Here is a 12,305-nt window from a genome sequence, read left to right on the forward strand (position 1 = left end):
TTTAAATCCGTGAGGGCTTTGCGAGGAAAAGTTAAAGTGTTTTAAGGATTACTTTCCATTCCTATTGTGCCAATATAAGCCAAATACTGCCACAAAAAGCCAAATGAAAATAATACATTCTCTTGTGTTCTATATTGGGAAAAATTTTGAACCTATGGCACAAAAAGTAAATACCAACAAAGAGCGTAAAGAAAACGAGCTATCCGAGAAAAAAAAGAATGCTCCTTTTATGCAGGTCGATAAGCATAGCGACCCGATTTCCAATTTTATTACCAACTTTAAACGTCAATTCAAAGATACAAAGGGTTTAGGTCTGGGCAGGTTGTTCGGTGGCAAGCGTGTTGAACAACAAAAACAGACTACCGAACCTGAAAGCGTAATAGGTGCAACAAAAACGGTTATGCGTTCGGATTTCAAAAACGATGGAAAAAGTCAGACTGTACAAACCAACAAAAAACCAGCTTTGAGAATGGACAATACAATCAAATCACAACAAACTCGTCCGAAAAATAATAAACCAAAATTGGGAATGTAATACCGTATTTGGCAACTGTACGCCAAACGCTACCTCTGACTGCAACATTGAGAAATCTTATATGAATTGCTTTTATTTTCGAGGTATAAATGACATGATATGGAAATAACGGTTTTGGACATTCAGATTTTAAAGGCATTGCATAGGGAAGTAAAGGAAGTTTCCAATTTGATAGCGGAAATGACTGCACCCTACAAAGCACTGCAACAGGCAACAAAATGGCTCGACCAACAGGAAGCCTGCCAACTGCTCAACATCAGTAAACGAACTTTGCAGACGTACAGGGCAAAAGGTATTCTTGGGGCAACGCAAATCAATCGGAAAACATATTTCAGATTATCCGAAGTGGAATTACTGCTGCAGGGAGAGCGACCATTAAAAAAGCAAAAGAAATGAAACAGATTGGAAATTCAAACGAAGATATGATTGCCTTGCTCGAAGCTGTAGTAGGCATCAAAAATGAACTGCTGTATATCAGGGAATATTTTCATCCACTCTTAAAAGGAGAAATCTACCTGTCAGGCGAACAGGTTTGCGAGATGTTACATATCAGCAAACGGACATTGCAACAGTACAGGGATGACGGACTGATACCTTTTATCAAGCTCGAACGAAAAATATTGTTTCGTGAAAGCGATATTATCAAGGTATTGGAAGACAACTATCAGCGTTAACCAACTATCTGAAACTGTAACCGGGAGGTCAATTAAAGAAACAGCCACTGCTTTAAGCGGCGGGCTGTTTCTTGCCTAATACCCTGTAGTTGTGGGTATTTTTTCAAAATAACGAATTGGATTTGCCATTCCTCTAATTTTAGGAACTTCTTTATTCATATATATATCAAGAATTTCTTTTGAAGTAACTTCTGAACCTTCAAATCCCCATCTTTTGACACCTCTATTTTCAATATCTTGAACCCATTTTTCAGGCTTAAATATCGCTCTTATTACACCTTTATATTCAGCTAAAACGAAATCTGAATTTTCTGCTCTGTCTTTGTCTAATACCCACCAACCTCTGGTTGCTTCATAAATATTTGGTCTGTCATAAATAGGGTTCTCACTTTTCTTTTTTCGTTTATTATCGTATGTTTTGTTTATATTGATTACTAAAACGTTATGTTTAATATCTTCTTTTTTCAATACTTCACAATTGTAAAGTATTTCACACTCATTAACAGTTTTAATCCCTTGATTAAATGAATAATGTCCTGCAACTATATTTGAAATTTTCGCAACCTCTATAAAATCCTTAAAAGTTAAAAAATCAATTAAAACAGCTTCAACTATTAGTGCTTCATTTTCTTCTAATCCGTGTCGCACTATAAAATGTTTTACTTTTAGATCTTCTTGTTTTATGGCTCTTATAATCTCTAATTTTTCAGTTCCGACTGGGTTGAATATCGCTTCATTAATATGTGAAAAAACACGATTTCCATACCCTTTTCCAACATAGAATATTTTATTATCTCTTGGGTCTATTAAAATATAAACATAAGATTTTAATTCTTCTTGTGTCTTTTGTGAAAATTGTTCAATCATAATTTGTTGTTTTATTGACTTCAAAAATACAAAAAGCCAATGCAAAAAACTGCATTGGCTTTCTTTAATCGCTTTACAGGTTTTAGAATTGAGCCACAAAAAACTGCTCCATACCTTTGAATTTATGTGATACTTTTTGCATATCCTTACCAACTTTCTCGTTAAGTATCTTGGCATAAATCTGTGTTGTGGCAATGTTTTTATGCCCTAACATTTTGCTCAAACTTTCGAGCGGAACGCCCTCACTCAAAAACAATGTGGCAAATGTATGACGTGCCAAATGAAAGGTTACTTTCTTTTCTTTCAGGCAGTCAATAAGTTGTGATATTCTCTTTAGGCTGTCATTACAGATTGTATTTGAAGGTACAGGAAATACCTTTCCGTCCTTTGCAAATCCTGCATACTTTTCGATAATCATTTTCGGTATATCCAAAAGCATCACGTTTGACGATGTAGCCGTTTTCTTTCTGCGTACGATAATCCATTGATTGTCATCAAAGAAATCCTGAATATTACTGTTTCTAAGCCCTTTCATATCCGAATAAGACAATCCTGTAAAGCAACTGAACACAAACAAATCTTTAACCAATTCGTCTTTCTTTTTCTCGCAGTTGAATGTTACAAGCTGTTCCAACTCGTTCCGTAGCAGATAACCTCTGTCTTTGTCCTTTTTAGTGTTCTTGTACTCGCTGAACGGATTGAAAGCAAGATGCTTTCTGCTCATTGCTAATCGACAAAGCGTGGTAAAGCCAATCATATACAGCCAAATGGTGTTGTGCGCCAAGCTTTGGGCGTCACGCAGGTAGTAATCAAATTCCTGTACAAAATCAGGAGTAAGGTCGTTAAAAGACACATCGGAATAACCATATTTTGTAAGTGCAAAATTTCGAAGATGTTTCAAAAGTATTTTGTATTTACTGCGTGTGCCATTTACCCGAAGTCCACTATTAACCTTTTTCTCATAGTCGGACAGGAACTGTTCATAGAATTTGAAAAAGGTCAGTTCTCCACTTTCCATACCGAGAAAGGTGTTTTTAAGTTTAGCACTGTTTACAGCCCCCTCATTCTTCAGAATTTTGGAATAGCATTCCTCAATACCCGAACGAATTTTGTCAAGTTTCCTGTTTGTGTCTTGTGCTTCTCGGCTTTTACCTAAAACCCTACCGTACTTCAAATCCCAATTTGTTGCGGAAATATCCAGCTTTGTACTGAATGCAGACTGTTTGCCGTTTACGGTAATTCTGCACATAACCGTAACTTTTCCGTTTTTCTTTGGAGCGTTCTTTTTAAGATAGAACAATACCTTAAACGTTGATTTTTTTGTCGTTTCCATACTCACAATTCTTAATGATAAAATTAAACCTATGTGAGCTACTGAACAATATGAAAAACTATGCAGAAAGCTGAAATACAGTATTTTAAAACGATTGTTTCTAATATTTAAAAGTAACGTTTTAGTAACCTTACTTTTGCCAAACCTCGCTTTTTACTGCTTTTTACCTCATTACCAAAAAATCACAAAACGGCTGTAAAGCCCTTATTTACAACCGTTTTGCCTGTTATTAATCTTTAATGTATTTTTACTGAAACTTTATTTTAAATTGCTTTTGTTTTATCAGCTAACCAAGTTTTCTCTTCTTCTGATAAGCTTGGGCTTAATTGGTCGAATACCCAACTATTGTATTGGTTCAACCAATCGATATGTTTTTGATCAAGAATTGTTTTATCGACTAGGTCGGTAGCGATGTAGCAAACTGTTAATGTTTCGAAGTCCATAAACTCACCGAAGTAATTGGATTCGATTACTTTGGAGTGTACCAGGTTTTCGATACGGATACCGTATTGGCCTTCGCGGTATAGACCTGGCTCGATGGAGGTAATCATTCCTGCTTCCACTGGGATATCGATAGCGGCGCTATTGAACACATGTGGGCCTTCGTGAACATTTAGGAAGAAGCCAACACCATGACCTGTTCCATGCCCGTAGTTACGAAGTTTGCTCCATAATGGATGTCTCGTAATCGCATCAATTTGGTAGCCGCGAGTACCTTTCGGGAAGATGGCAGTAGAACCTTCGATAGTACCTTTTAATACGAGCGTATAGTCTACACGTTCTTCAGCAGTGATGTTACCTAGCGATACCACGCGTGTGATATCTGTTGTGCCGTCAATATACTGACCTCCGGAATCTACAAGTAATAGACCCTCTGGTTTCAAGGTCGCATTGCTCTCATCTGTTGCTTTATAGTGCGGCAAAGCGCCGTGCTCTAAATATCCGGCAATCGTATCAAATGAGATATCCACAAAGCCATCTAATTCCGAACGGAATTGCTGTAAGCGCTCGGCAATGGAGATTTCGCTTAGATTTCCGGAAGCTACATTCTCCTCCAACCATTTAAAGAACTTCGTTAAAGCGACACCATCTTTGCGCATTGCATTGCGGGTATGCTCTAATTCTGTCTCGTTCTTTACAGCCTTCAATAAGGTTGATGGGTTCAGATCCTCGATAATTTTTACGCTATCCGGAACGGCATCGTAGATTGCGAAACAGGTGCGCTTCGGATCTAATAATATATTCTCGCTGTTTATTTGACGAATTGCTTCGAAAGCTTTTTCGTATTCTTCAACAGTGACACCAGATGCATTCAGGCTTGCGACATCGGCATCAGATAATTTACCCGATTGGATGTACAGTGTATTCTTATCCCCATCGATCAAAAGGAAGCCCAGTACAACAGGATTACACTTCACGTCATTACCACGGATGTTCAATATCCATGCTAAATCGTCTAAGGATGATACAAAGTGTGTCGTCGTACGCTTAGCTTTTAGCTTTCCGCGGATAGCCGCTAATTTATCTTTCGTGCTTTGACCGGTGGTCGCAACGTCCAGCAGGTAGGCTTTTGCAGTCGGCAATGCCGGACGTCCTTCCCAGATATCGGCAAGGATATCGATATGACCATCCACTTGAATACCTAGCGGCAGCAATTCGTCTTGCACCGCTTGTGCTACAGCGACAGCTGCTAGGTTACCGTCGAAAGCGACTACTTGTCCTTTTTGCAATTTATTCGCCAACCAGCTTACATATTCTGGTTTGCCTTGAGCTTGTAGTTTAACCAATTCGAAACCTGTACCGGCAAGCTGTTCGTTTGCTTGTACAAAGTAACGTGAGTCGGTCCATAGACCTGCAAAGTCTTGTGTAATCACAAGTGTACCTGCCGAACCGGTAAAGCCGGAAGTCCATGCTATACATTTGTAACGATCTGGAAGATATTCGCTGATATGCGGATCGGAGGAAGGAATAATATAGGCATCTACACCCTTTTCTTTCATCACTTGGCGGATGGAAGCTAATTTTTCGATGTATTTCATTATGTTATTTTTAATAATCCGTGCAAGTTATAAAAACTATAGTAATTAAAAGTTTTACTTCATCATAGAATTGAAATTTTACAAGAATTATGTACTACTTGTAGACTATAATGCGATATTTGCTTCCTATGAGAAGATTTTTTTCTTGTCTTTGTCTATCAGCTCTTTTAGTAGTTGGAGGAATTGAAACTACTTTCGCACAAGAGACAAAGACAAAAATCCAAAATGCTTATCAGCAATTTAAGAATGCGCCCTCTTTAACGAACGGGGTTGCGGCACTAACGGTTATCAATTCCAAAACCGGAGAAATTGTATTTGAGGAGAACAGCAAAATCGGTCTTCCCACCGCTTCTACATTGAAGGTAATGACCTCCATTACGGCCTTAGATCTCTTAGGTCCCGATTATACTTTTCCGACGCATTTATATTATACAGGTACGGTAGATTCCATCGGCACACTGAATGGGAATTTAATCATTGAAGGCTTAGGCGATCCTACCTTGGGAAGCGAGCGCTATCCTTCGCATAACGCGGAAACTATTTTAAATAAATGGAAAGCCGCTATTAAGGGACTCGGCATTAAGCAAATCAATGGTCTTGTTATCGCTGATGATAAATTCTACAAGGGAAACCAAGTACCGGGTACATGGATGTGGACCGATATGGGAAATTATTACGGTGCGGGCGTATCGGCTTTGAACTGGAAAGAAAATGCCTATGATGTTAATTTTTCAGTAGGCCGCCCAGGCTCTGCAGCGAGTATAAAATCACATAATATCCCGCCTTTTTATCAGGTTATCAATGAAGTAACGACCGGGTCAAATGGCTCTGGCGATAATGTTTATGGTTATTCCGCACCTTATTCGAACGTTATTTATCTACGTGGAACCTATGGTGCAGATCTGAAAAAGACCATTGAGCTTTCTACGCCAGATCCGGCATTAAGCTTAGCTTACGATTTATCGAAGGTATTAACGGCTGACTCTATCGTCGTGGCAGACAGCATGATTACCACAGCGACCTTATTAAAAAATGCTGGAATAAGCAACTGGGAGGCTAATAAACAGAAGCTATTAACCATTCAATCACCTAAGCTTATTGAGATTATCCATTGGTTCAACCAAAAAAGTATTAATTTGTACGGTGAGGCAATATTGAAAGTGATCGGTGGGATTTCGGCAAATAAATATGAAACCGAGGATGCTGCGACTTTAGTAGCGAAATATTGGGAAAATAAATTGAAGTTGCCTATCGGAGAGATCAGGACGTACGATGGTTCCGGATTATCTCCTCAAAACCGGGTAACCAGCAACGCCTTAGCCCGCGTGATGCAATATGCGCAGGGCAGACCATGGTTTGCAGATTTTAAGAAAGGCCTTCCGACAATCAATGGTATGACCATGAAAAGCGGCACAATTGGGGGCACTTTGGGCTATACAGGCTACCAAAAGGCTGCCGATGGCACAACCTATACTTTCTCCTTGCTAGTAAACAACTACCATGGTGGAGCTGGGCGCATGCGCCAGCAGATGTTTAAATTATTGGATGTATTAAAATAGAGAACAACAACTACTAGAATAGTAAATTTAGAAACGTTATGAACAATAACAACAGAAAAAAGGACGCCTTGCAATACCATGCAATGGGACGTCCCGGAAAGATTGCAGTCGTTCCGACAAAACCACACAGTTCACAGAGAGATTTATCATTGGCATATTCACCAGGCGTTGCTGAGCCATGTTTGGCAATTGCAGAAAACAGTGAAGATGCATACAAATATACAGCGAAAGGTAACCTTGTTGCTGTAATCAGTAACGGTACTGCCGTTTTAGGATTAGGCGATATCGGTGCGCAAGCTGGTAAGCCAGTAATGGAGGGTAAAGGTCTATTATTTAAGATCTTTGCTGATATCGACGTGTTCGACATCGAATTAGATACCAAAAATGTAGACGAATTCGTCAATATCGTAAAAGCATTGGAGCCTACTTTTGGAGGTATCAACCTAGAAGATATTAAAGCTCCTGAGTGTTTCGAAATTGAACGTCGTTTAAAGGCGGAGATGAACATTCCTGTGATGCACGATGACCAACACGGTACAGCGATCATCTCTGGTGCTGCATTAATCAATGCTTGCGAATTGCAAGGGAAGAACATCTCTGAAGTAAAGATCGTGGTAAACGGTGCTGGAGCAGCAGCTATTTCATGTACAGCAATGTACGTAGCTGTTGGTGCTAGAAAAGAAAATATTGTGATGTTGGACAGCAAGGGTGTAATCCGCGCTGATAGAGAAGGTTTGGATACAACCAAAGCAGAATGGGCAACTAATCGTGATATTCATTCGCTAGAAGAAGCTGTAAAAGATAGCGATGTTTTTATCGGTTTATCAAAAGCAGATGTATTGACGCCAGAAATGTTGAAGTCAATGGCTCTAAAACCAATTGTCTTGGCGATGGCAAATCCAAATCCGGAGATTGCTTATGAGCTTGCAGTAGAGACTCGCGATGATTTAATCATGGGTACAGGTCGTTCTGACTTTCCTAATCAGGTAAACAACGTATTGGGATTCCCTTATATCTTCCGCGGCGCTTTAGATGTACGTGCTACTGCGATCAACGAAGCGATGAAGATTGCTGCTGTAAAAGCAATTGCTGAATTAGCAAAGCAACCGGTTCCTGAAGAAGTTAACATTGCGTACAACGCAAACAACATCCGTTTTGGTGCTGACTATGTAATCCCTAAACCTACTGATCCTCGCTTGATCACCGAAGTTTCTATCGCTGTTGCAAAAGCAGCTATTGAATCAGGTGTTGCTCGCAAAGTTATTGAAGACTGGGATGCATACCGCGAAGAGCTTCACAAGCGTTTAGGAAAAGAAGACCGTCTGATCAGAAACTTGACTGCTAAAGCGAAGAACAGCCCTAAGAGAGTTGTTTTTGCAGAGGCAGATAACTATAAATCCTTACGCGCGGCTCAGATCGTGAAAGAAGAAGGAATTGCATTCCCTATTCTACTGGGTAATGAACAAAAAATCAAAGGTTTGATTGAAGAATATGCTTTCGAATTAGATGGTGTAGAGATTATCGACCCATTAGCAGAAACGAAGTCAGAGCGTTTTGAAAAATATGCTGAGCATCTTTATACCAAAAGACAACGCCGCGGGATTAATAAATTAGACTCTCGGAAGTTGATGACTAATAGAAACTACTTTGCCGCGAGTATGGTAGAATTTGGTGATGCAGATACATTAATTTCTGGATTAACGAGAAACTACGCTTCTACGATTCGTCCGGCATTGCAGGTTATTGGTGCTAAACCAGGATCTCGCGTTGCAGGTATGTATATCATGATGACTTCTAGAGGACCTTTATTCTTTGGTGATACGACGGTGAACGAGAATCCGAACGCACAAGAGCTTGCGGAGATCAGTGTTTTATTAGATGCTGCTGTAAAGCGTTTCAATGTGAAACCTCGTCTTGCGATGTTATCTTACTCTAACTTTGGCTCAAACGATGGCGTTATCTCCGATAAAGTTCGTGACGCTGTAAAAATCTTGCACAAAGAGCATCCGGAAATCGTTGCTGACGGTGAAGTTCAAGCAAACTTTGCACTGAACAGTGAGATGCTTGCTGATAACTTCCCATTCTCTACATTGAACGGTGCGCCTGCAAACACTTTAGTATTCCCGAACTTAGAATCGGGCAATATTGCCTATAAGCTTTTACAATCAGTTGGAAACGCTGAAGCGGTTGGTCCTATTCTATTGGGTATGAACAAGCCGGTACACGTATTGCAGTTAGACAGCTCCGTTCGTGAGATCGTCAATATGGTTACTATTGCTGTTGTTGATGCGATTGAGCATCAGGCAATGAACAAATAAACATTCGAGATGTACGAATATTTTAAAGGAAAACTAGTATTCAAAGCGCCTACCCACGTTGTTATCGAGGTAGGCGGTATTGGATACTATGTGCATATTTCATTGACTACCTTTAGCCAGATTAAGGATCAGGAAGATTGCAAGCTCTTTATCTCCTTTCAGGTTCGCGAGGATTCACAAACTCTTTTCGGATTTGCGACAGAGGCAGAGCGCCATCTCTTCCATCACCTCATATCGGTATCCGGTATCGGACCGAATACAGGACGTATGATGTTATCCTCGATTACTCCGGAGGAAATCCAACAAGCGATTGTGGCAGGGCAGGTCAATGTTATTCAAAAGATTAAGGGTATAGGCCCGAAGACCGCTCAGCGCGTTATTCTTGAGCTCCAGGATAAGCTTAAGAAACAAGGCCCAGATGCATTAATCCCATTGGTTGCGAGTAAACCTTCTTCGGCAGAAGAGGCCCTGACAGCCTTAGTTATGTTAGGTTTTCCTAAGCAGCAGGCGGAGAAGGCGCTACAAGTCATTACGACTACTGACCCTGACCTCACTGTTGAACAACTTATAAAAGCAGCTTTAAAAAGGTTGTAATGCAAAGGAGGAAGTCTCTATTCCTCCTTTGATCATATTTTCTTTTCAGATTAACTTCATAAATACTTCCAGAATATGGCAGAAGACTTATCCATAGCGCAGGGTAGCAAAGAAGACCAATATCTTTCTTTAGTTCCGCAGATTAAAGGATTGATCAGCGGGGAGACGAATCAAGTTGCGAATATGGCGAATATAGCAGCAGCATTGAAAGAGCAGTTCAACTTTTTTTGGGTTGGATTCTATTTAGTGGAGGGCGAGCAGCTTGTGTTAGGTCCTTTTCAGGGGCCTGTTGCCTGTACCCGCATAGCCTACAATAGAGGCGTTTGCGGCACTGCATGGGCTAAGCAAGAAACCTTGGTTGTACCCAATGTTGAAGAGTTCCCAGGGCATATTGCCTGCAGTTCCCTGTCTAAATCAGAAATCGTTGTTCCGATCCTCAAGGATGGCCAATGTATTGGGGTTTTAGATGTAGATAGTGCTGAGTTAAATACGTTTGATGATGTTGATGTAAAATATCTTCTACAAATAATAAAATATTTCGTAGAGAACATTATTTAAGTATATTTGTTCAACAAACGTACAAACCAACACTAACTATTTAAAATGGATGGAGTTCGGAACCTAGCTCTATTTAACCTGATTATTGTCAGTTTGAATTTTATCTGGATTTTGATCATAGATGGGAATTCCATTTTTGGGGTCTCCCTCTTTCGTGCGTTCAATCTATTCCCAACCCATCTCACGCCGGCAGACTTTACCTTTAAAGCTTGGTTAGTGATTGCTATAGCAATGATAATCGTCACAGCTTTGATGTATAGAGAAACTGGCAATGAGCATTTAAATATTCGCAGCGTACGCAAGGTGATGCGTATCGACTATATGCTGATTCTCAACCAGCTGTTTTGTGGCATGAGTATGGTGTTAAAGTTGAATCAATTTATGATTATTTCCATAATCTTCACAGTTGCCTGCATTATTACCTTACTCATTATCAACAACCGTATGGAGATCGAGAAATTAACAGCTCACTCGTTCACCAAATATTTTATACGTCTAGCTTTCGGGATTTATACGGGTTGGTTACTGTTCGTATTTGCTTTTAACATGGTGACAACTTTTGTGAAAGCGGGGGTCGTTCATTCCGAAACCGAGCAGTTTATCATTGATGTCAGTATATTAATACTAACTTTCGGTTTTGCTATGTTTTACTCTTATTTGAAGATGCTCCCGACAGTTTCAGTTGCTTTTTCATGGGGAATATTTGGGATCATTCATCAAAACTTGAATCATCCAGCCTATGAGCAGCATAACATTCTGATCCTTCTATATGTTCTTTTCGGATTAGGATCGCTGGTATCCATCTACAATTTTTACCGCTGTACCATCAAAAGAGCTGCGAATAATGTTGCGTCGCAGACTAGCCCACCTTCCATACCTTAACCAACTTATCATCGGAGACGGTGAAAATTCTATCCTTATTCCAGATCATCGAATTGATAGATAAGTGGTGTGAATCATAAAAACGATCTCTGGATATATTTTTCAAGAGCGTAAGATCTTCTTCTTTCCAGACCTTCCAGGTCTTATCGCGGCTTGCTGTGGCAAAAATATCATCATGTCCGCCATTATCAATGCTATAGACGGTAAACATATGCGGGGTAATTTGCTGTATCGTATCTAAGGTATTAGTTTCCAACTTAAATAACTGCGCATCTCGGCCACCCGAGATCAGATGATTATTCATAAAGATCAAGCTTGTAATTGGCATGCTATGAACCTGCTTTTTAACACGCTCCTGATAATCGTCCGCTTGGTAAAGATGGATCATACCATTCTTATCACCAAATGCTAATTGCTTTTGGTCTTTAGATACCGCAATAGCGCGAACTGTAGTATCTGCAATCTTAAACCTATATAAGAGTTCGTAGTTACGTAAATCCCAAACATAAGCATAACCTTCCTCACCGATCGCTATCATCTCATGCTTATCAGTTAGAAACGCTATGGAGAATATGGCTCCATGCTCGGTTTTCAAGTTGGCAACCAAAGTTTGATCGGTGGTATCCACTAGCAATACTTGTCCGGAACGCATTCCAATAGCTAATAAATCTGTATCGGGAACAGCCTTCAGTACATATACGGAAGAACCCACCTTGCACAGAAGTTTTTGGAAAGCCATCTTCTCTAAATCCCAAACAACAACGCCTTTATCATTTCCAGCGGTGTAGAGAAGCTGGGAATTGCTCGTTTGCGCGAGGGTAAATATCGGATTTTGATGACCTACTAAAGTGGCTTCTAGGGTGATGTCGATGTTGTTCTGCATGGTAAACAAAGATACATGGAATAGCTCGGAATAGGTAGTATTTAGTATTTAGTATTTCCTCTA

The 12,305-nt window shown here is 40.0% G+C and carries 12 protein-coding genes; 8 read left to right on the forward strand and 4 right to left on the reverse strand.

Going from position 1 to position 12,305, the window contains the following annotated elements; genetic code table 11:
- Positions 1-154 precede the first annotated feature (154 nt).
- The 3 genes from B2400_RS13515 (at position 155) to B2400_RS13525 (ending at position 1,209) form a co-directional block, all read left to right on the forward strand.
- Complete coding sequence (locus B2400_RS13515; protein WP_232279802.1) at positions 155-535, forward strand: hypothetical protein; 381 nt, start codon at positions 155-157, stop codon at positions 533-535.
- A 99-nt stretch (positions 536-634) separates the two neighbouring features.
- The gene (locus B2400_RS13520; protein WP_003010413.1) at positions 635-931 is read left to right on the forward strand and encodes a helix-turn-helix domain-containing protein; all 297 of its coding nucleotides are present in this window, start codon (positions 635-637) and stop codon (positions 929-931) included.
- Complete coding sequence (locus B2400_RS13525; RefSeq protein WP_003010415.1) at positions 928-1,209, forward strand: helix-turn-helix domain-containing protein; 282 nt, start codon at positions 928-930, stop codon at positions 1,207-1,209. Before B2400_RS13520 ends, B2400_RS13525 begins: the two co-directional genes overlap by 4 nt.
- A gap of 75 nt (positions 1,210-1,284) precedes the next feature.
- Here B2400_RS13525 and B2400_RS13530 read toward each other — a convergent pair whose 3' ends face one another.
- The 3 genes from B2400_RS13530 to B2400_RS13540 form a co-directional block, all read right to left on the reverse strand.
- Positions 1,285-2,076, reverse strand: coding sequence for an LEM-3-like GIY-YIG domain-containing protein (locus tag B2400_RS13530; RefSeq protein ID WP_013597186.1), 792 nt, complete (start codon positions 2,074-2,076; stop codon positions 1,285-1,287).
- Positions 2,077-2,158: 82 nt separating this feature from the next.
- A complete protein-coding gene (locus B2400_RS13535) occupies positions 2,159-3,409 on the reverse strand; it encodes a site-specific integrase (protein ID WP_032132270.1) in 1,251 nt (416 codons plus the stop codon).
- Between the two features lie 263 nt (positions 3,410-3,672).
- Positions 3,673-5,448 (reverse strand): aminopeptidase P family protein, encoded by a 1,776-nt coding sequence (locus B2400_RS13540; protein WP_293934217.1) that lies wholly within the window; start codon positions 5,446-5,448, stop codon positions 3,673-3,675.
- A gap of 128 nt (positions 5,449-5,576) precedes the next feature.
- Here B2400_RS13540 and dacB point away from each other — a divergent pair, with 128 nt between their 5' ends.
- From dacB to B2400_RS13565, 5 genes are all read left to right on the forward strand, one after another.
- Complete coding sequence (gene dacB, locus B2400_RS13545; protein WP_246172323.1) at positions 5,577-7,007, forward strand: D-alanyl-D-alanine carboxypeptidase/D-alanyl-D-alanine endopeptidase; 1,431 nt, start codon at positions 5,577-5,579, stop codon at positions 7,005-7,007.
- Between the two features lie 38 nt (positions 7,008-7,045).
- Entirely contained in the window at positions 7,046-9,325 is a 2,280-nt protein-coding gene (locus tag B2400_RS13550; RefSeq protein ID WP_149527215.1) for an NADP-dependent malic enzyme, read from the forward strand.
- Between the two features lie 9 nt (positions 9,326-9,334).
- Positions 9,335-9,919 (forward strand): Holliday junction branch migration protein RuvA, encoded by a 585-nt coding sequence (ruvA, locus tag B2400_RS13555; protein WP_293934221.1) that lies wholly within the window; start codon positions 9,335-9,337, stop codon positions 9,917-9,919.
- Positions 9,920-9,994: 75 nt separating this feature from the next.
- Positions 9,995-10,477 carry a GAF domain-containing protein gene (locus B2400_RS13560; RefSeq protein ID WP_149527213.1) on the forward strand — a complete coding sequence of 161 codons (483 nt, stop codon included), beginning with the start codon at positions 9,995-9,997 and terminating at the stop codon, positions 10,475-10,477.
- A gap of 45 nt (positions 10,478-10,522) precedes the next feature.
- Positions 10,523-11,359 (forward strand): hypothetical protein, encoded by an 837-nt coding sequence (locus tag B2400_RS13565; protein WP_293934224.1) that lies wholly within the window; start codon positions 10,523-10,525, stop codon positions 11,357-11,359.
- Here B2400_RS13565 and B2400_RS13570 read toward each other — a convergent pair.
- On the reverse strand, positions 11,337-12,242 hold the full coding sequence (locus tag B2400_RS13570) for a WD40 repeat domain-containing protein (RefSeq protein ID WP_293934227.1): 906 nt from the start codon (positions 12,240-12,242) through the stop codon (positions 11,337-11,339). The two genes, B2400_RS13565 and B2400_RS13570, sit on opposite strands and share 23 nt — an antisense overlap.
- Between the last annotated feature and the right edge of the window lie 63 nt (positions 12,243-12,305).

It is taken from the genome of Sphingobacterium sp. UBA6645, from assembly GCF_002455685.1.
GTDB lineage: Bacteria > Bacteroidota > Bacteroidia > Sphingobacteriales > Sphingobacteriaceae > Sphingobacterium > Sphingobacterium hotanense.

Bases quoted from the DNA above. Each gene is read 5' to 3' on its own strand.
- B2400_RS13515 (WP_232279802.1), top strand. From the start codon at position 155: ATGGCACAAAAAGTAAATACCAACAAAGAGCGTAAAGAAAACGAGCTA.
- B2400_RS13520 (WP_003010413.1), top strand. From the start codon at position 635: ATGGAAATAACGGTTTTGGACATTCAGATTTTAAAGGCATTGCATAGG.
- B2400_RS13525 (WP_003010415.1), top strand. From the start codon at position 928: ATGAAACAGATTGGAAATTCAAACGAAGATATGATTGCCTTGCTCGAA.
- B2400_RS13530 (WP_013597186.1), bottom strand. From the start codon at position 2,076: ATGATTGAACAATTTTCACAAAAGACACAAGAAGAATTAAAATCTTAT.
- B2400_RS13535 (WP_032132270.1), bottom strand. From the start codon at position 3,409: ATGGAAACGACAAAAAAATCAACGTTTAAGGTATTGTTCTATCTTAAA.
- B2400_RS13540 (WP_293934217.1), bottom strand. From the start codon at position 5,448: ATGAAATACATCGAAAAATTAGCTTCCATCCGCCAAGTGATGAAAGAA.
- dacB (WP_246172323.1), top strand. From the start codon at position 5,577: ATGAGAAGATTTTTTTCTTGTCTTTGTCTATCAGCTCTTTTAGTAGTT.
- B2400_RS13550 (WP_149527215.1), top strand. From the start codon at position 7,046: ATGAACAATAACAACAGAAAAAAGGACGCCTTGCAATACCATGCAATG.
- ruvA (WP_293934221.1), top strand. From the start codon at position 9,335: ATGTACGAATATTTTAAAGGAAAACTAGTATTCAAAGCGCCTACCCAC.
- B2400_RS13560 (WP_149527213.1), top strand. From the start codon at position 9,995: ATGGCAGAAGACTTATCCATAGCGCAGGGTAGCAAAGAAGACCAATAT.
- B2400_RS13565 (WP_293934224.1), top strand. From the start codon at position 10,523: ATGGATGGAGTTCGGAACCTAGCTCTATTTAACCTGATTATTGTCAGT.
- B2400_RS13570 (WP_293934227.1), bottom strand. From the start codon at position 12,242: ATGCAGAACAACATCGACATCACCCTAGAAGCCACTTTAGTAGGTCAT.